The organism is Microbacterium sp. AR7-10 (assembly GCF_001878835.1).
GTDB classification, from domain to species: Bacteria; Actinomycetota; Actinomycetes; order Actinomycetales; family Microbacteriaceae; genus Microbacterium; species Microbacterium commune.
This window is the reverse complement of sequence record NZ_MJIR01000090.1, coordinates 1-19,705: the sequence shown is the minus strand read 5'-3', so window position 1 is coordinate 19,705 and position 19,705 is coordinate 1. Positions and strand designations below refer to the sequence as shown.

Genomic DNA, 19,705 nt, shown 5'->3' with positions numbered 1-19,705 from the left:
GGTCTACTACGTGCCGGTCATCTCGTCGCTCGCGGCCGTGGCGATCCTGTGGCAGTGGGCCTACAACGGTGACTTCGGCCTCATCAACCAGGTGCTCGCGATGCTCGGCATCGACGGCCCGAACTGGCTGCAGGACGCATCCACCGCGAAGCCCGCGATCATCATCATGGCGGTGTGGAAGGGCGTCGGCTTCTCGATGCTGCTGTATCTGGCCGCCCTGCAGTCGGTGCCGAGGCACCTGTACGAGGCGGCGGCGATCGACGGTGCGAACGCCCTGCAGCAGTTCCGCCACATCACGATTCCCATGCTGCGGCCGGTCACCTTCTTCCTCGTCGTGACGAGCATCATCGGCGGCGCGCAGATCTTCATCGAGATCAACATCATGACCCCCACCGGGGGGCCCGAGTTCTCGACGGCGTCCATCGTCTGGTACATCTGGCAGAAAGCCTTCAACTACCTCCAGATGGGCTACGCCACCTCGATGTCCGTGGTTCTCGGGCTGCTGGTCTTCGTCATCACCGCGATCCAGTTCCAGATGAACCGACGCTCCCAGTTCTCGATCGAGTGAGGCAGCCATGACTTTCACGACCTCGACCTCGCCGTCGCCCGCCCCCGCGACCGCCGTGGCAGTGCTCCCTCAGGACCCCGGCGGCCGCCGCCGTCGACGCGCCCCGATCGGCGATTCGTCGACCCCGGTCGGCATGCGCTCGCGCTCCTACCGCTCGATGAACGTCATCGTCACGATCGTGCTCGCCGTCGGCGGGATCATCATGATCGCGCCGCTGCTGTGGACCTTCACGACATCGCTGAAGACCCGTGAGGCGGTGTTCGCGCTGCCGCCGCAGTGGATCCCCGACCCCGTGCAGTGGGAGAACTATCTGCGCGTGTGGTCGGCGGGTCCGCTGGCCAGCGGCATCTGGAACAGCATCGTCGTCTCAGTGAGCGTGACGGTGGTGGGCACCGCGACCAGCGCACTCGCCGCCTTCGCGTTCGCGAAGATGCGGCTGCCCTTCAAGAACGTCGTCTTCCTCACCCTGCTCGTGGCGATCATGATCCCGTTCCCGACGATCATGATCCCGCAGTTCAAGATGTTCGGCGATCTGGGCATGGTCGACACCCTGTGGCCGCTCATCCTGCCCGGCCTGTTCGGCAACATCGTGATGATCTTCTTCCTGCGTCAGTTCCTGGACTCGGTGCCCGACTCGATCATCGAGGCCGCCAAACTCGACGGCGCCGGGTATCTGCGCATCTTCTGGACGCTGATCTTCCCCGCCATCCGCCCCGCGGTGGCTGCGCAGTTCATCCTGTGGTTCATGGCGGTGTGGAACGACTACCTGGCGCCGATCATCTACCTGAACTCGCCGGAGAGGCAGACACTGCAGCTGGTGATCGCGAGCTTCAACGCCACCTACGCGAGCCAGACGGACTACCCGCTGATCATGGCCGCATCGTTCATCGCGCTCATCCCCGTGCTCGTGGTGTTCGTGATCTTCCAACGGCAGATCATCGAATCCGTCGCGCTGACCGGGGCCAAGGGCTGAGCATGATCGACACCGCAGACACCGCAGACACCGCAGACACCGTCGACACCGCAGACACCGCGACCTGGGGTGCGCGCAACGCGCACGACCCGACCGTCGTGCGCGGCGACGACGGACTCTGGTACATGTTCTCGACCGACGCCGCGTCGGGGCTCGACCGGGTGCCGGCCGGCGTGCACGTGCGCACCTCGCCGGACCTCGTCACGTGGACCTACCGCGGCACCGCGCTGAAGGGGGTGCCGGCTCCCGCCGGCTCGTGGTCGGGGGCGGTGGGCCTGTGGGCGCCGGAGGTGGTGCGCTGGCCGACCGCCGATGCCGATGCCGAGGGCGACGTACCGCGGGAGACGCGGTGGCACATGTACTACTCCGCGTCGACGTTCGGCTCGCGCACCTCGGCGATCGGACTGGCCACGGCGGCCGAGCCCGTCGGTCCCTGGCGCGACGAGGGCATCGTGATCGCGACGGACCACGCGCGCGACACGATCAACGCGATCGACGCGGCAGTCGGGTACGACCGCGACGGCACACCGTGGATGCTGTACGGATCGTTCTTCGGCGGCATCCACGCGGTCGAGCTCGCGCTCGAGACCGGCAGGCGCCGACGTGACGAACCGGGCACGCTGATCGCCCGACGACCCGCCGGTGTCGACGGCGCGATCGAGGGCGCCTACGTCGTGCGGCGCGACGGTCGCCACGTGCTCTTCGTGTCGTACGACTCGCTGGTCGACACGTACAGCGTGCGGGTGGGCATCTCGGACTCGATCACGGGGCCGTACCTCGACCACCAGGGGCGCGACCTCACCTCGCCGACCGACGAGCACGCCGTCTCGACCGGCACCAAGGTGCTCGGCGGTCTGCGCTTTCCCGGCGGCGCGGGGCTGATCGCTCCGGGGCACAACTCGATCTTCCACGACGGCACCGACACCTTCATGGTGCACCACGTGCGCTTCGCGGACGCCCCGACCGAGCACGAGGCGCAGATCCGTCGCGTGCACTGGACCGCCACGGGCTGGCCCGTCGTGTCGCCGCACCCGTACGCGGGCGACGGCACCGAGCGCCTCGCCGCTGCCGAGCCCGTCGCAGGGGAGTGGGATGCCGTGCGCTTCGCGCCGGAGACCGCCGGCGTCGTCGACGCCGAGCGCGTGCGCATCGAGTCGGATCTGACGAGCGCAGGAGAGCCGGTCACGACCCATCTGACGGTGATCCCGGACGCGTCGTCCGGCTCGGCCGGATCGGGAGCCGCCGCCGGGCTGGATGCCGTGGTCTTCGGCGCATGGGATCCCGTCGCGGGATGCCCGGTGCTCGCGTTCAGCGGCATCGATGCCGACGGGGTGGTCTGGAGTGGCTCGAAGACGGTGCGCTCATGAGCGCCGAGACGTACGCCGCTGCAGGGTGGACGGGCCGGGTCATGCAGATGCTCGACGCCGTGTGGACCCTGGTGCTCGTCAACCTGCTGTTCATCGGCGGCGTGCTCGCGGGCGGCGTGGTGGCCGGGCTCATGCCGGCCGGGGTCGCCGCGGCATCCGTCCTGCTTCCCGGCGGGCGCCCCGCCGATGACGGCATCGTGCGCGCGTTCGTGCGGCACTACCGTGCCGCGTTCCGCCGGGCGAACCTCACCGGCATCCCGTTCCTGATCGCGGGTCTGCTGCTGGCTGCGGATGCGGCGGCGCTGGCCCGGCTCGCCGGACCGGCCGCCGCGGTGCTCTCCGGCCTCACGGCGATCGTCGCTCTCATCGTCGTGGTGACCCTCGCGGTCACGCTGACCCTGCTCGCCCGGCACGGCGACCGGCCCTCCGCGGTGCTGCGCGTCGCCGTCGCCGTCGCGCTCTCCGCCCCCGCGACGGGCCTGGGCGTGCTCATCGCTCTGCTCGCCATGGCCGTCATCGCCGGGGTGTTCCCCGTGACGATCCCGCTGGTCGGTATCTCCGTTCCTCTCGCTGTCGCCGTGCGCCTGATCGACCGCCGTCTCGCCCGGCTTCCGATCGGCCCCGCGCAGCCGACCCTCGACTCCGCCACCCCCAACCCAGACAAGGACATCCTGTGACCAAGGCACGCATCTCCATCGACCGGACCGCGGTCGTCGCTCCGATCGATCGGCGCATCTTCGGCTCGTTCGTCGAGCACCTCGGCCGCTGCGTCTACGACGGCATCTACGAGCCCGGCCACCCCACCGCGAACGAGGACGGCTTCCGTCTCGACGTCGTCGACCTGGTGCGCGAGCTCGGCTCGACCACCATCCGCTACCCCGGCGGCAACTTCGTCTCCGGCTTCCGGTGGGAGGACTCGGTCGGACCGCGCGACAAGCGCCCGGTGCGTCGTGATCTCGCCTGGCACTCGCTCGAGACCAACCAGGTCGGCGTCGACGAGTTCTCGCGCTGGCTCAAGCTCACCGGCTCCGAGCTGATGATGGCCGTCAACCTGGGCACGCGCGGCATCGAGGCGGCGCTCGACCTGCTGGAGTACTGCAACCACCCGTCGGGCACGGCACTCAGCGATCAGCGCATCGCCAACGGCACCGTCGAACCGCACGACATCCGCATGTGGTGCCTGGGCAACGAGATGGACGGCCCCTGGCAGACCGGTTACATGACGGCCGACGACTACGGCAAGATCGCGGCCCGCACCGCCCAGGCGATGAAGGCGGCCGACCGCACGCTCGAGCTGGTGGTGTGCGGGTCATCGGGTTCCGGCATGCCGACCTTCGGCGACTGGGAGCGCACGGTGCTCGAGCACACCTACGAGCACGTCGACTTCATCTCGTGCCACGCGTACTACCAGGAGCGCGGCGGTGACCTCGCCTCGTACCTCGCGTCGTCCATCGACATGCAGTACTTCATCGAGACGGTCGTCGCCACCGCCGATCACGTGGGGCACAAGCTGAAGTCGAGCAAGAAGATCAAGCTCTCGTTCGACGAGTGGAACATCTGGTACCTCGATGAGCACCGGGAGTCGGACGAGGTGAACGACGAGTGGCGCTACGCGCCGCGCCAGCTGGAGGACGTCTACTCGGTGGCGGATGCCGTGGTGCTCGGCAACCTGCTGATCACGCTGCTGAAGAACCACGACCGCGTCGCGTCGGCCTCGCTCGCGCAGCTCGTGAACGTGATCGCCCCGATCATGACCGAGCCGGGCGGCGACGCGTGGCGGCAGACCACCTTCTTCCCCTTCTCGATCACGTCGCGTCTGGCGAAGGGCGAGGTGATCGCGCCTCGCATCGAGGTCGGGACCTACGACACCGCCGTCTACGGTCAGGCGCCCCTGGTCGACTCGGTGGTCACCGTCGATGAGGGCTCCGCGGCCGTGTTCCTCGTCAACCGCAGCCAGACCGAGTCGATCGAGGTGAGCATCGCCGTGGACGGGCTGGGCATCACGACCATCGACGAGGCCGTCACGCTGTGGGACGACGACGTGTACGCGAAGAACACGCTCGCCGAGCAGGACCGGGTCGGGCTGAAGGCCCTCGAGGGCGCGGTGATCCGCGACGGCGTGCTCACCGTCACCCTGCCGCCGGTCTCGTGGTCGGCGCTGTCGCTGTCGTGACCCGGAACCTGCGCCCGGTCGGCGCCGCCGCTGCTCTGATCGCAGCGGCGGCGCTCACCGGGTGCGCGCCGGCGACCGCCGTCGCACCCGTGCTGACCGGCGACGTGTTCGTGCACGACCCGGCCTACGTGCAGGTCGGCGACGATCGCTTCGTCTACTCGACGGGCAACGGTCAGATCGCCGACGGGAACATCCAGATCCGCCGTTCCGACGACGGCGTCGACTGGGAGTATGCGGGCGAGGTGTGGGACGAGAAGCCGGCGTGGCTCGACGACGCGGTACCCGGTGTCGACAACCTCTGGGCGCCCGAGCTCTACCAGCACGACGGCACCTGGTACCTCTACTACTCGGTGTCGACGTTCGGCAGCGGTGACTCGGTCATCGCCCTGGCGACGAACACGACCCTCGACCCCGACGATCCCGACTTCGAGTGGGTCGACCGCGGTGAGGTCATCGCGTCGGAGGGAACCGACTTCAACGCGATCGACGCCGGCATCGTCGAAGACGCGGACGGCACACCGTGGATGTCGTTCGGGTCGTTCTCATCGGGCATCCGGATGGTCGAACTCGAGTGGCCCAGCGGCCTGCGCGCGGACTCCGCCGCGCCGCTTCGCCTCGCCGATCGCGGTCTCGTCGAGAACGCGATCGAGGCGCCGTACATCGTCGCGCGCGACGGCTGGTTCTACCTGTTCGTCTCGCGCGGATTCTGCTGCCGGGGAGTGGACAGCACGTACGAGATCGTCGTCGGGCGGTCGAAGGACGTCGCCGGCCCCTACCTGGATGCCGACGGGACCTCGCTGCTCGACGACGGCGGCACGGTCGTGCTCTCCGGCGACGGCGCCGATCGCATCGGGCCGGGCGGACAGTCGGTTTTCGGCGACACGCTGGCGTTCCACTACTACGACGGTGCGGCCGACGGCGTCCCCACGCTCGGCCTGCTGCCCCTGCAGTGGCAGGACGGCTGGCCGAGGGCGAGCTGGTGAGCGCGATGGACGGCCGGGCGTCACGCCTCGGCCGGCCCGATGCCCTCACCGTGGGATCATGACGGCATGAGCACCGAGCGCAATTGGGCAGGGAACGTCGTCTACGGGGCGGCTGGGCTCGTTCATCCCGGATCGATCGACGAGGTGCGCACGGCGCTCGCCTCGAGCGAGCGGGTGCGGATGCTGGGCACCAGGCACTCGTTCAACGACATCGCCGACACCGACGGAGTGCTCATCGCGCTCGATCGGATGCCGCGTGTCGTCGAGGTCAGCGACGCGCGCGACGCTGTGCGCGTCAGCGGCGCACTGCGTTACGGCGACGTCGCACCTCAGCTCGAGGCCTCCGGTCTCGCGCTCGCCAACCTCGCCTCGCTGCCGCACATCTCGATCGCCGGCGCTGTGGCCACCGGCACGCACGGATCGGGCGACCGCTCCGGTTCGCTCGCGACCGCGGTGCGGGCGCTCACGATCGTGAGCGCCGACGGCGAGGTGCACGAACTGCGCCGCGGTGACCCCGACTTCGACGGCGCTGTCGTCTCGCTCGGTGCGCTCGGCGCCGTGATCGACCTCACGCTCGACGTGGAGCCCACGTACGCCGTCGCGCAGCACGTCTACGAGGGGCCGAACTGGGACGCGATCCTCGCCGACCTCGACGCGGTCACGGGCGCCGGCACCAGCGTGAGCATCTTCTCGACCTGGCAGCGCACCGACGCCGCCGATCAGCTGTGGGTGAAGCAGCGTCAGCCCGACGACCGCGTCGACCAGCGCACGGACGTCGCCGCATCGCTCGGGGCGGTGCCCGCCGCGGGCAAGCGTCACCCGATCCTCGGCGCCGATCCGCGGGCGTGCAGCGAGCAGGGCGGTGTTGCGGGGGAGTGGTTCGAGCGGCTGCCGCACTTCCGGCTCGCGTTCACCCCGTCAGCCGGCGTCGAGCTGCAGAGCGAGTACCTCGTGCCGCGTCACGATGCGATCGATGCGATCGAGGCGGTTCGCGGGCTGGCGTCGCGCATCGCGCCGCTGCTGCTCGTGAACGAGATCCGCACGGTGCGAGCCGACGAGTTGTGGTTGAGCTCGTCGTTCGAGACGGATGCCGTCGGCATCCACTTCACGTGGCGACCCGACGAGTCCGCGGTGCGGGCGCTGCTGCCGACGCTCGAGGCCGCTCTGCCGCGTTCGGCGCGGCCGCACTGGGGCAAGATCTCGACCCTCGACGCGGCCGAGGTCCGCGCGCGCTTCCCGCGCTGGGACGACTTCGCGGCGCTCGCCGCGTCGTACGACCCGGAGCGACGACTCGTGAACCGGCGCCTGGAGCTGCTCGGCCTCTGACGGGCGCGACGCGGCAGCGTCACGCGGTGATCAGCCTCTTGTGTTCCGCGTCGTGATACCGGTAACATCCGAATCAGCTGGCCCCAACGCCGTGGCATCTGTCGTATCTCGAGGAGGAGACACCCCACCCCACCGAACCCGGTGGCGCGGCCCCAGCTGATCGCGGCTCCGGCCGCCGGCCCGACCGGGCCGATCTTCCCCACCTGCCGTCTCAGGGCGCGCATGAGCGGCATCCCCTCATGCCGCTGCTCGAGCGCGCCCGCTCTTCGGCGAGCGCTGAGACGGCCGATGCACTAGAAGGAGTTCGTACACGTGAGAACACACGACAATCCTCCGCGCCGTCGGCGCCGATCAGCCCGGCGCGTGGCCGCGGTGATCGGAGTCACCGCGCTGGTCGCCTCCTCGGCGACCGCCGTCGGCCAGGCCGCCTTCGCGGCTCCGGTCGACCTCGTCGCCGACGGCACGTTCGAGACCGGGATCTCGGGCTGGACCGCGCCCTTCGGCGGCACTCTGGCCTCGAGTGACGACGCCAAGAGCGGCAGCAAGGCGCTGGCGATCAGTGGCCGCTCCGCATTCCAGTCGGGCCCCGCTGCCACCGTCACCGGCAAGCTCGCGACCGACAAGTCGTTCGACCTCAGCGTCTCCCTGAAGTTCACAGAGGCGCAGAACAACCGTGAGACGCAGAACTTCAACGCGGTGCTCTGCACGACGTCTCGCAGTCAGTGCGATGTCGTCGGGTCGGTCGCGGCGAAGAAGGGCGAATGGGCCACGCTGACCACCACCTTCACCCCGAAGACCGCGGACTACGACGTTCTGTTCCTGGAGACGCCGTGGAACACCGACATCCAGTCGTTCGTGATCGACGACGTCTCGCTGCGCACAGACGACGGCGCGCCGGCCGTGACCGAGCCGCCGGCCGTGCCGGGCAACCTGCTGCCCGACGGGCGGTTCGCAGGCAGCACGACCGGATGGACGAACACCCGCGGCGGCGAACTGGCGCTCACCGCCGACGCCGCCAGCGGCTCGCACGCACTCGCCGCGACGAAGCGGGAGAACACGCAGTCAGGGCCCTTCGCCGACGTCTCGGGCAAGCTCGAGGCCGGCGCCACCTATCGCATGAGCGGAAAGCTGAAGTACACCGAAGGTGAGGCGACGCAGCGCTTCAACTTCACCTTCTGCCCGTCGAACTTCAACGGCTGCGCCGACTACGGTCACACCTTCACCAAGGGGGAGTGGGGATCGTTCTCGCAGGAGTTCACTGCTGAGGCGAAGCACGCCGACGCGAACTGGTTCTTCATCGAGACGCCGTGGGGCTCGAACGCCCTGCAGGACTTCGCCGTCGACGAGATCTCGCTGATCAAGATCGCGGACGCTCCCGAGCAGCCGGCCTATCAGGGGCTCGAGGACGTGCAGACCAAGCCGATCGGCGACCACAACCCGCTCGTCGGCCACAAGTTCGGCGCCGACCCGCACCACCTCGTGTACAACGGTCGGCTCTACATCTACTCCACCGACGACACGCAGCAGTACGAGGCGAACAGCAAGGACGCCAACGGCCTGCCCACGCAGTCGAACGGCTACGGTGCCATCACGCGTCTCAACGTGATGTCGACCAGCGACATGGTGAACTGGGTCGATCACGGTGCGGTCCCGATCGCTCGCGAGGGTGGCGCCGCTCCCTGGGCGCGCAACTCGTGGGCTCCCGCGGCGATCGAGAAGGACGGCAAGGTCTACCTGTACTTCTGCGACAGCGGCACCGGGACTGCCGTCGTCGTCGGAGGCTCGCCGCTCGGGCCGTGGACCGACCCGCTCGAAAAGAAGATCATCCCCGACACCGTCGACCGCGACTACATCGCCTCGGGCGGTTTCCCCGCGGGCATGTGGCTGTTCGACCCCGAGATCTTCATCGACGACGACGGTCAGGCCTACCTCTACTTCGGCGGCAACTCGCAGATCGGCACCGCGCCGAACGTGCAGGGCCCGCAGAACCCCAAGTCGACCCGAGTCGTGAAGCTGAAGGACGACCTGGTGACCCTCGACGGCGACCCGGTCGAGATCGACGCTCCCGGCATGTTCGAGGCGTCCAGCATGTTCAAGCGCGACGGCAAGTACTACTACTCCTACTCGTCCAACTTCCAGGTGAAGGAAGAGGCAGGCAAGTACCCGAAAACCGGGGCCATCGCCTACATGATGACGGACGATCCGATGGATCTCACGGCCTCGAAGTACGCGGGTGAAGCCTTCCTGAACCAGGCGACGTTCTTCGGCGCGGGCAACGGGGGCAACAACCACTCCGACATGTTCACCTACAAGGGTGGGACCTACTTCACCTACCACGCGCAGACACGCGGAGCCGCCTGGGCCGCCGCGTTCGGCAGCCCGGGCGCCACGCAGGGCTACCGCTCGGTGCACATCGACAAGCTGGAGTTCAACGCCGACGGCACCATCAAGCCGGTGCAGGGGACCCGCGCGGGCGTCGAGCAGGTCGAGGCGTTCGACCCGTATCGCACGTTCGAGGCCGAAACCCTCGCATGGCAGCTGGGCATCACCACGGCCAAGACGGAGGCAGCATCCGTCGAGTTCCCCGAGCACAACGGCGGGGGCAACCTCGTCGTGGCATCGGTCGACGACGGTGACTTCACCGGCGTCTCCGGGGTCGACTTCGGAGCCGGCGCGAAGACCGTGTCTGCGCGGGTGAAGCCGCTGACCGAGGGCAGCAGCATCCAGGTCCGTCTCGACCAGCCCGACGGGCCGGTCGTGGCGACCCTGCCGGTGGACGGCGCGGTCGGCGAATGGACGACCGTGCAGGCCGACGTCGACGGCGCGACCGGGGAGCACGACGTGTTCTTCGTGTTCGCCGGCGGCGAAGGCGCGGAGGCAGGCGTCGACCTCGTGGAGATCGACAACTGGGCGTTCACCGGATCGCAGGATTCGGGACCCGGTGAGCAGGAGCTCACGGCGAAGCTCTCGAGCACGCAGGTCGAGGCCGGTGGCTCGGTGACGATCACCGCAGCCGGCGTCGACGCCGCGGAGGTCGAGATCGGCATCGAGAGCACCTACCGCAAGCTCGGCACGGCGCGGGTGGCAGGCGGCGCGCTGTCGGCCACCGTCGTGATCCCGGCCGACATCGAACTGGGTGCCCATGAGATCGTGCTGCGCGCCGACGGTGCAGAACTGACGCGGCTGCCTCTCACGGTGACGGCCGCCGCCGCACCGGGCGATGGCGACCCGGGCGGTGACGGTTCGAGCGACGGCGGTGTCGGCACCGGTGGATCCACCACCGGCGGCACGGCGCCGGCCGGCTCGGACGGCGGCGCACTCGCCACGACCGGTGCGGACGGCTCGGGCAGCGCCCTCGCCGCAGCGATCGCGGCGCTGCTGCTGGCTGCGGGCTCCGGTCTGTGGATGCTGCGGCGCCGCCGGTCCGGCGTGAGCGAGCTCGCGGGATGACCCTGAGTCGTCGGACTCCGCGCTGATGCCATCGGCCCGGTCGTGCCTCCGAAAGAGGGCGCGGCCGGGCTGATCGCGCGTCTGCCGGCGCCGGTGCGTTGCGATGGCCGTGCTGTGCTCGGTAACATCTCGACAGGCAAGCCGACGGAGGAGACGCATGGCCAACGTCGGCTCCGACAAACCGAACATCAGGCAGGTCGCGTCGATAGCCGGCGTCTCGCACATGACCGTGTCTCGGGTGCTCAACGACTACCCGAACATCAGACCCGAGACCCGTCGCCGGGTTCTCGAGGCGATCGAAGAGCTCGACTACCGGCCGAACCTGGTCGCTCGTGCGCTGGCGACGCAGCGCAGCCAGCGCATCGGGGTTATCGTCGAGAGCCCGGTGGCGCACGGTCCGACCAGCATCCTGCGTGCGGTCGAGCTCGCGGCGCGCGAGGCCGGTTACTCGGTCACACCCATCGCCTTGTACGAGGGCGACACGATGACCCCCCATGACGCGGTCGACAGCCTCACCACGCAGGGCGTCGATGCGATCTGCGTCGTCGCGCCGCGGTCGTCGTCGGTGGCGGCGCTGCGCCGCGTGACGATGAGCGTGCCGCTGCTGGTGGTCAAGGCCGACCCCGATCCGACCTTCCTCACCGTCTCCATCGACCAGCACGCGGGTGCGACCCTCGTGGTCGACCACCTCGTCTCCCTCGGCCACCGCGACATCCTGCACATCTCCGGCCCGCTCGACTGGCTGGACGCCAGGGCGCGGGAGCGGGCGTTCCACACCAGGGCGAAGTCGTGGGGCATCCGGGAGCGGCCGATCGTGGTCGGCGACTGGAGCGCCGATTTCGCTTACGACTTCGCGATGGGACTGCAGCGACTTCCTGAGGCGACCGCCATCTTCGCGGCCAACGACGACACCGCGATCGGCCTCATCCACGGGCTGCACGAGCGGGGCTTCGACGTGCCGGGCGAGATCAGCGTCGTCGGATTCGACGACGTGCCGCTCTCGCGGCACTTCCTCCCCCCGCTCACGACCGTGCGACAGGATTTCCACGCACTGGGCGGGGCCGTCGTCGAGATGCTGCGTGCGGCGATCGAGCAGCGCGAGCTGCCGTCGTTCACGCGCATCCCGACCGAGCTCGTGGTGCGAGATTCGACCGCCAAGCCGCGGGAGTCACGATGAGCGGCGCGGCCGCCGCTCCCGTGATCGAGCTGCGGGGGATCACGGTCGAGCTGCCGGGCGTGCGGGCACTGGATGCTCTGGACTTCCGCCTCTTCCCCGGCGAGGTGCATGCGGTGATGGGCGAGAATGGCGCAGGCAAGTCGACGCTCATCGGCGTGATCACCGGAACCCGCCGTCCGACGTCGGGAACGGTGCTCGTGGACGGCGAGGAGCGCTCGTTCGGCGGTGTCGGCGACAGCAGGGCGGCCGGGATCGCGACGGTGTTCCAGGACATGCAGCTGAGTCCCAACCTCACGGTCACCGAGGCGGTGATGCTCGGGCGCGAACGTCGCGGGCGCTGGGGTATCGACTGGCGACGCAACAGAGCCGATGCCGCGCAGGCGCTTGCTCGGCTCGGCGTCGACGACCTCGACCCGCGCACACCGCTCGCGTTCCTCTCGCCCGCCCAGAAGCAGCTCGTCGCCCTCGCGCGCTCCGTGGTCGACGAGCCGCGAGTGCTGGTGCTCGACGAGCCGACCTCCAGCCTCGATCGCGGCGAGGTTGCCGCGCTGATGCGGGTGATTCGCGGACTGCGCGACCGCGGTGTCGCCATCCTGTTCGTGTCGCACTTCCTCGAGCAGGCCTTCGCCATCAGCGACCGCATGAGCGTGCTGCGCGGCGGCCGCAAGGTGGCCGAGACGCTCACGCGGCAGCTCGAGCGGGCCGAGGTCATCTCGCAGATGCTCGGCAAGGACATCGAGGGGCTGCGGGCGCTGGGGTCCGAACGCAAGGCGCATCACTACGTGTCGGAGGGAGAGCCGGCGTTTCGCGCCGACGCTCTGGGGCGCAGAGGCGAGCTTCGCCCGACGGACATCGAGGTGCATCGAGGCGAGATCGTGGGGTTCGCCGGACTTCGCGGTGCCGGACGCACCGAGCTCGGTGCGCTCATGGCGGGCGCGCTGCGCTCGGACTCGGGTGAGCTGTGGGTCGACGGCGAGCGGGTGCGGCTGCACAGCCCCTCGGCGGCCCTGCGCCGCCGTGTCGCGGCCTCGAGCGAGAACCGGCGCACCGACGGCATCGTCGCCGGGCTCACCGCACGCGAGAACATCCTGCTCTCGCTGCAGGCGCTGCGCGGGTGGACGCGCCCCATCCCGCAGGCCGAGCAGCGGGTGCTGCTGGACATCTACGTCGAGGTGCTGAATCTGCGTGCGGCCGATCTCGCCCGCCCGGTCGAGCAGCTGTCCGGCGGGACGCAGCAGAAGGTGCTGCTCGCCAGGGCGCTGGCTGTTCGTCCGCACGTGCTCATCCTCGACGAGCCCACGCGCGGCATCGACATCGCCGCGAAACTCCAGATCCAGCGCAGCATCAGCGCTCTGGCCGGGCAGGGTGTCGCCGTGATCTTCATCTCGTCCGAGCTGCAGGAGGTCGTGCGGCTCAGCGACAGGATCGTCGTGCTGAAGGACCGCGAGAAGATCGGCGAGCTCAGCAACGGGCCCGGGGTCACCGTCGACACGATCGTGGAGATGATCGCCGCGGAATCCGCCGGCGACGCCGACTGAGCCGCCGCGGCTCGCGCAGACGCGCGCCTCACGATGGCGCACACGCGCGGCGTCGAGAGTCCGTCGTCGAGTCGCGAACGTTATGCAACACGCTTGTGCCGCCGCGAATGTTCCCGGTAACATCCAGACGCAGGACGCAACGCATCCCGCAATCACCCGAGGGCCGCACGGCCCACCCTCCGGGCAGCGCCCCGGTCTCTCAAGGAGGAGAACTATGTCTGCAAAGAAGCACATCCGCGCGGTACTCGGCTTTGCGGCCGTCGGTGCGCTCGCGCTCGGCCTGACCGCCTGCGGCGGCGCCGACGAGAACGGCACGTCCGACGCAGGCGCATCGGGCGACCTCGTGGAGGTCGGCTTCGTGGCGGTCGGCCCCGAGGGCGGCTGGCGTCAGGCGAACGAGCAGAACATCAAGGACACGTTCACCGAGGATGCCGGCTACAAGCTCAGCTACGCGCCCGCAGCCAACCTCGATCAGAAGTCGCAGATCGACAGCTTCACCGCTTTCGTCGACCAGGGCGTCGACGTCATCCTGCTCTCGGCCACCGAGGCCACGGGCTGGGAGGACTCGCTCAAGCTGGCGCAGGAGGCCGAGATCCCGGTCATCCTGCTCGACCGCGGCATCGAGCCCGAGGACGACAGCCTGTACGTCACCCGCATCGCGCCCGACAACGTCGAGGTCGCCAAGGAGGTCGGCGAGTGGGCTGCCTCGGCCTTCCCCGACGGCGGAAACTACGTCGTCCTCGAGGGCCCGGCCGGTGTCGGCGTGGTCAACGAGCGCAACGAGGGCTTCGAAGAGGGCCTCGGCGACTCCGCGCTGAACAAGGTCGACGCGCAGACCGCGAACTGGTCGACCGAAGAGGGCAAGAGCGTGCTCGAGACGATGCTCAAGGCCAACGGCAACGACATCCAGTTCGTCTTCGCGCAGAACGACGAGATGGGCCTCGGCGCCGCACAGGCCGCTGAGGAGGCGGGCCTCGTCGTCGGTCAGGACATCAAGATCGCCACGATCGACGGCACCAAGAACGCCATCCAGGCGCTCGCAGACGGAAAGCTCAGCTACGTGCACGAGTACAACCCGCTCTTCGGCGAGACCGCTCTGGACGTCGTGAAGAAGGCACTCGACGGCGAGGACGTGGACTCGTACATCATCGTCCCCAGCGAGGCCTTCGACTCGGCCGACGCGGCCAAGGCCGTGCTCGCCGACCGCAAGTACTGATCGGAGAGCCGGGTGGCGCGCAGCGCGCCACCCGGCATCCGTCACCACAGACTGAGAGACAGCGATGACCGAAGAACTGCCCATCGTGCAGATGCGCGGCATCTCGATCGAGTTCCCGGGTGTGAAAGCCCTGGACGACGTCGAGTTCCGGCTCTTCCCCGGCGAGGTGCACGCCCTGATGGGCGAGAACGGCGCCGGCAAGTCCACCCTCATCAAGGCGCTCACCGGCGTCTACCGGATCGACTCCGGCTCGATCGTGGTCGCAGGCCAGGAACGGCAGTTCAGCGGCACCGGCGACGCGCAGAGCGCGGGGATCTCGACGGTGTACCAGGAGGTGAACCTGGCGCCCAACCTCAGCATCGGCGAGAACGTCATGCTCGGCCACGAGATCCGCGGGCCGTTCGGAGTGGACTGGCGCGCGACGCATCGCGCGGCCACCGAGGCGCTCGGCAGGCTGGGACTGTCGCACCTCGACACCCACAAGCCGCTCTCCACCCTCTCGATCGCCGTGCAGCAGCTCGTCGCGATCAGTCGTGCGATGGCGGTCAAGGCCAAGGTGCTCATCCTCGACGAGCCGACCTCCAGCCTCGACGCGGCCGAGGTCGAGGGCCTGTTCACCGTGATGCGCACGCTGCGCGATCAGGGAGTCGCGATCCTCTTCGTGTCGCACTTCCTCGACCAGATCTACGCCATCAGCGACCGCCTCACGGTGCTGCGCAACGGACGGTACGAGGGCGAGTACCTCACGCGCGACCTGAACCGCCACGCGCTGATCTCGAAGATGATCGGCAAGGACCTCGACGCGCTCACATCGCTCGGCGGCAACCGCCGCACCGAAGCGCGCCATGCCGACGAGAAGCCGCTGCTGTCGGCATCCGGCATCGCCCGCCGCGGCTCCGTCGAGCCGACCGACCTCGACATCCGCCCCGGTGAGGTGGTCGGCTTCGCCGGCCTGCTCGGCTCGGGTCGCACCGAACTCGCCCGCCTGCTCTACGGCGCCGACCGGGCCGACCAGGGCGCCATCCAGCTGCACGGTCGCGACATCGAGCTCCGCTCGCCCGCGGACGGACTCGACGCGCGCATCGCGTTCTCGACCGAGAACCGGCGCGACGAGGGAATCATCGGCGACCTCACCGTGCGCGAGAACATCATCCTGGCCGTGCAGGCCGAGCGCGGGTGGGCTCGACCGCTGCCGCGGAAGGAGCAGGATGCCATCGTCGAGAAGTACATCGCCGAGCTGAACGTGCGTCCCGCAGATCCGAACCGCATGATCAAGAACCTCTCCGGCGGCAACCAGCAGAAGGTGCTGCTCGGGCGGTGGCTCGCCACCAAGCCGGAGCTGCTGATCCTCGACGAGCCGACCCGCGGAATCGACGTGGGCGCGAAAGCCGAGATCCAGGAGGCCGTCGCCGCTCTCGCGGAGGACGGGGTGGCGGTCGTGTTCGTCTCGTCGGAGCTGGAGGAGGTCGTCCGCCTCTCCGAGCGCATCGTCGTGCTGAAGGACCACGAGAAGATCGGGGAGATCCAGAACGGCCCCGAGGTCAACGCCCAGCAGATCGTGGACGTCATCGCCGCGCACGGAACCGACGTCGCGGCTGCCACACTCGACGAGGCCGAGGGCGCCCTGCCCGACAGCATCCCCGCATCGACCGCAGAGGAGGGGGCGCGATGAAGAACGCGACCACCGTCTGGCGAGACCTGATCCACAAGCCGTTCTTCTGGGGCATCATCGCGATCGTCGCGCTGCTGCTGCTGAACGTGCTGAAGGATCCCGGCTATCTCGCCCTGACCGTCAACCCGAACAACGGCCACCTCGTGGGCAACGTGATCGACATCCTGCGCCAGGCCGCGCCGATCATGATGATCGCCATCGGCATGTCGCTCGTGATCGCCACGGCGGGCATCGACCTGTCGGTCGGCTCGCTCATGGCGGTCGCCGGGGCCGTGTCGATGGAGTTCCTGCGCAGCACCGACGGCACCTCGGCCGGCTCCGCCCTGGCGGCGGTCGGGCTGTCGCTGGCGATCACCGCGCTGCTGGGTGCCGTGAACGGCGTGCTCGTCGCCTACGTCGGGCTGCAGCCGTTCATCGCCACACTCGTGCTGATGCTCGCCGGGCGCGGAATCGCGAAGGTCATCACCGGCGGCCAGAACACCGCGGCCAGCAACGACACCTACCGCTGGATCGCCAACGGCTACGTCGTCGGCATCCCCGTCGTGTTCCTGCTCGCCGTCGCGATCGTGATCGCCGTCGCCTGGGTGGTGCGCCGCAGCGCCCTGGGACTGATGATCGAGGCGATCGGCATCAACCCCCGAGCCAGCCGCATGGCGGGCATCAAGCCGAAGGGCCTGCTGCTGACCGCGTACATCCTCAGCGGCGTCCTCGCCGGCATCGCCGGCGTGATGTCGGTGGGAAGTGTGATGACCGTCGACATCTCGCGGACCGGCTACCAGCTCGAGCTCGACGCCATCCTCGCCGTCGTCATCGGCGGCGCCTCCCTGATGGGCGGGAAGTTCTCGCTGTCGGGGGCGTTCGTGGGCGCCCTGCTCATCGCCACGCTCGACAAGACGGTGCTCTTCCTCGGCGTCTCGTCGTCGGCGACCCCCGCCTTCAAGGCGACGGTGATCATCGTCATCTGCCTGCTGCAGTCCGAGCGCGTGCGCGCCTGGTTCCGGCGCGGTCGCACCCCGGCCTCCCCTCCGAGCGCCGAGACGTCCGAGATGAAGGAGGTGGCGGCATGAACACCATGACCGCGACACCCGCCGCGCCCGCCCGCGCGAGCCTCGCCGCGCGCGTGGGCCGCACGATCACCGCGAACCCGTCGATCCTGCCGACCATCGCCTCGGTCGTCATCTTCGTCGCCATGATCGTCTACGGCGAGATCGCCTACGGGCGCATCGTGCAGGCGAGCACCCTGTCGAACCTGCTCATCAACAACGCGCACCTGATCGTGCTGGCCGTCGCGCTGACCTTCGTGATCCTCACCGGCGGCATCGACCTGTCGGTCGGGTCGATCATCGCGTTCTCGTCGGTCGCCGGCGTCATGCTCGCCGGTGCCGGGTGGCCTCCGCTGCTCGTGGTGGTGGCCATGATCGCCATGGGCTCGGCATTCGGGCTGTGCTCGGGACTGCTCATCAGGTACTTCAACGTGCAGCCGTTCATCGCGACGCTCGCGATGATGTTCCTCGGCCGCGGCCTGGCATCCCTGCTGAGCACGAAGCCTCAGCGCCTCGCCGAGGACTCCCCGATCCGCTGGATCGGCGAGAAGATCAAGGTCATCGACGGCCCGAAGGTCAACGACCTCACCATCACGCCCGCGGTGATCGTCGCCGTCGTCGTGGTCGCCGCCGCGTTCTTCGTGCTGCACCGCACCCGGACCGGTCGCACCGTGTACGCGATCGGAGGATCCGAGAGCTCCGCGCTGCTGATGGGCCTGCCCGTGCACCGCAGCAAGGTTCTGGTGTACGTGATCAGCGGCACGCTCGCCGGCGTCGCTGCCGTGCTCTACACGGCGCGCCTGGGCACGGCTCAGAACATCACCGGCATCGGGTGGGAGCTCGACGCGATCGCCGCAGCCGTCATCGGCGGCACGGTGCTCACCGGCGCGTACGGATACGTGCTCGGCTCAGTGGTCGGTGCGCTCGTGCTCGGACTGATGACCGTGCTGATCACCCGCGACGGCGGCATCCCGCCCGAGATGACCACGATCATCACCGGCGGCATCCTGCTCGTCTTCGTCCTGCTGCAGCGCGCGGTGATCCGCAAGAAGGAATGAGAGATCTGAGCCGCGAGGGTCGCCCTCTGGGGCGGATGTCGGCGCAACGGACGGTTGTCGGCAGAATCGGGAGATCCGCGCCGGCATCCGTCCACCGTGCCGACATCCGTTCGGGGGAGGAGTTCGCCGGCCGAGCCGTACACTCGGGACGGTGAGCGACGTGGATGCGATGGGCAGGCGTCCGGTCGGCGTCCGCGAGGTCGCGGCTCGTGCCGGTGTCTCCCGCCAGACGGTGTCGCGGGTGCTCAACGAGCATCCGGAGGTCGCCGCAGACACCCGCGAGCGCGTGCTCGCCGCGATGGCCGAGCTCGGCTATCGCGTCAACAATGCGGCCAGGGCACTCGGCACCCGGCGCTCGCGCACACTCGGCGTGCTGGCATCCGACGCGCTGCAGTACGGCCCGTCACGCAGCCTGGCGGCGATCGAGGCGAGGGCTCGCGGTGCCGGGTACTGGGTCAGTGCGGCCTTCGCGGATGCCGGTGACGCGGCCGCGGTGGTCGCCGCGGTGCAGCACCTCGTGTCGCAGGGCGTCGAGGGCATCGTCGTCGTCGCCCCGCACGCGCGGACGCTGGACGCGCTGGATGCCCTGCAGATCGGCGTGCCGATCGTCACGCTGCACGCCTCGGGGCGAGGCATCCGAGGGCTCTCGGTCGACCAGGCGGCCGGCGCGCGTCTCGCCGTCGCCGCACTCGCCGATGCGGGCCACACGCGCATCGCGCACCTGGCCGGTCCTGCGGACTGGCTCGAGGCCGAGTCGCGGGCCGAGGGCTACGCACAGGAGCTCGCCGCCCGCGGAATGCCGGACGGGCCGGTGATCGTGGGGGACTGGTCCGCCGCCTCCGGACGCGCGGCCGCGGCGGCGGTGCGCGAGCTCGGCGTGACGGCCGTCTTCAGCGCGAACGACCAGATGGCCCTCGGCCTGATCACCGGCCTGCGCGAAGCCGGGCTCGACGTGCCGCGCGACGTGAGCGTGGTGGGCTTCGACGACGTGCCGGATGCAGAGCACTACTGGCCGCCGCTGACCACCGTTCGGCAGGACTTCGACGAACTCGCTCGTCGTGCGGTGGCCGCGGTGATCGGCGAGGCGGCGGCGCCGCGCGACCCCGTGCCGCCCGTGCTGTGCGCGAGGGCGTCGATCGCGCCCGTCCGGGCCGGGCGTCC

15 protein-coding genes are annotated in these 19,705 nt (G+C 69.4%); all 15 read left to right on the top strand.

The window, feature by feature from the left end; all coding sequences use genetic code 11:
* Positions 1-568, top strand: a 568-nt coding sequence (locus BFN01_RS12400; protein ID WP_143187240.1) for a carbohydrate ABC transporter permease, incomplete at its 5' end; no start/stop codon positions are given.
* Between the two features lie 7 nt (positions 569-575).
* A complete protein-coding gene (locus BFN01_RS12395; protein WP_313479616.1) occupies positions 576-1,541 on the top strand; it encodes a carbohydrate ABC transporter permease in 966 nt (321 codons plus the stop codon).
* Between the two features lie 2 nt (positions 1,542-1,543).
* A complete protein-coding gene (locus tag BFN01_RS12390) occupies positions 1,544-2,908 on the top strand; it encodes an arabinan endo-1,5-alpha-L-arabinosidase (RefSeq protein ID WP_071644662.1) in 1,365 nt (454 codons plus the stop codon).
* On the top strand, positions 2,905-3,585 hold the full coding sequence (locus BFN01_RS12385) for a YesL family protein (RefSeq protein ID WP_071644661.1): 681 nt from the start codon (positions 2,905-2,907) through the stop codon (positions 3,583-3,585). The genes BFN01_RS12390 and BFN01_RS12385 overlap by 4 nt, the downstream gene beginning before the upstream one ends.
* Positions 3,582-5,081, top strand: a complete 1,500-nt coding sequence (locus tag BFN01_RS12380; protein ID WP_071644660.1) for an alpha-N-arabinofuranosidase — start codon at positions 3,582-3,584, stop codon at positions 5,079-5,081. Before BFN01_RS12385 ends, BFN01_RS12380 begins: the two co-directional genes overlap by 4 nt.
* The gene (locus BFN01_RS12375) at positions 5,078-6,064 is read left to right on the top strand and encodes an arabinan endo-1,5-alpha-L-arabinosidase (RefSeq protein ID WP_256221147.1); all 987 of its coding nucleotides are present in this window, start codon (positions 5,078-5,080) and stop codon (positions 6,062-6,064) included. Before BFN01_RS12380 ends, BFN01_RS12375 begins: the two co-directional genes overlap by 4 nt.
* A 66-nt stretch (positions 6,065-6,130) precedes the next feature.
* Positions 6,131-7,390 (top strand): FAD-binding protein, encoded by a 1,260-nt coding sequence (locus tag BFN01_RS12370; protein ID WP_071644659.1) that lies wholly within the window; start codon positions 6,131-6,133, stop codon positions 7,388-7,390.
* 312 nt (positions 7,391-7,702) lie between these two features.
* On the top strand, positions 7,703-10,840 hold the full coding sequence (locus BFN01_RS12365) for a family 43 glycosylhydrolase (protein ID WP_256221146.1): 3,138 nt from the start codon (positions 7,703-7,705) through the stop codon (positions 10,838-10,840).
* A gap of 157 nt (positions 10,841-10,997) precedes the next feature.
* Positions 10,998-12,017, top strand: a complete 1,020-nt coding sequence (locus BFN01_RS12360; RefSeq protein ID WP_071644658.1) for a LacI family DNA-binding transcriptional regulator — start codon at positions 10,998-11,000, stop codon at positions 12,015-12,017.
* The gene (locus BFN01_RS12355; protein ID WP_071644657.1) at positions 12,014-13,555 is read left to right on the top strand and encodes a sugar ABC transporter ATP-binding protein; all 1,542 of its coding nucleotides are present in this window, start codon (positions 12,014-12,016) and stop codon (positions 13,553-13,555) included. Before BFN01_RS12360 ends, BFN01_RS12355 begins: the two co-directional genes overlap by 4 nt.
* Before the next feature lie 214 nt (positions 13,556-13,769).
* Complete coding sequence (locus BFN01_RS12350) at positions 13,770-14,771, top strand: substrate-binding domain-containing protein (RefSeq protein ID WP_071644656.1); 1,002 nt, start codon at positions 13,770-13,772, stop codon at positions 14,769-14,771.
* A gap of 64 nt (positions 14,772-14,835) precedes the next feature.
* Positions 14,836-16,443, top strand: a complete 1,608-nt coding sequence (locus BFN01_RS12345) for a sugar ABC transporter ATP-binding protein (protein WP_071644655.1) — start codon at positions 14,836-14,838, stop codon at positions 16,441-16,443.
* Positions 16,440-17,510, top strand: a complete 1,071-nt coding sequence (locus BFN01_RS12340; protein ID WP_071644654.1) for an ABC transporter permease — start codon at positions 16,440-16,442, stop codon at positions 17,508-17,510. Before BFN01_RS12345 ends, BFN01_RS12340 begins: the two co-directional genes overlap by 4 nt.
* On the top strand, positions 17,507-18,544 hold the full coding sequence (locus tag BFN01_RS12335; RefSeq protein ID WP_071644653.1) for an ABC transporter permease: 1,038 nt from the start codon (positions 17,507-17,509) through the stop codon (positions 18,542-18,544). The genes BFN01_RS12340 and BFN01_RS12335 overlap by 4 nt, the downstream gene beginning before the upstream one ends.
* Before the next feature lie 151 nt (positions 18,545-18,695).
* Positions 18,696-19,705, top strand: a 1,010-nt coding sequence (locus tag BFN01_RS12330) for a LacI family DNA-binding transcriptional regulator (protein WP_071644652.1), incomplete at its 3' end; no start/stop codon positions are given.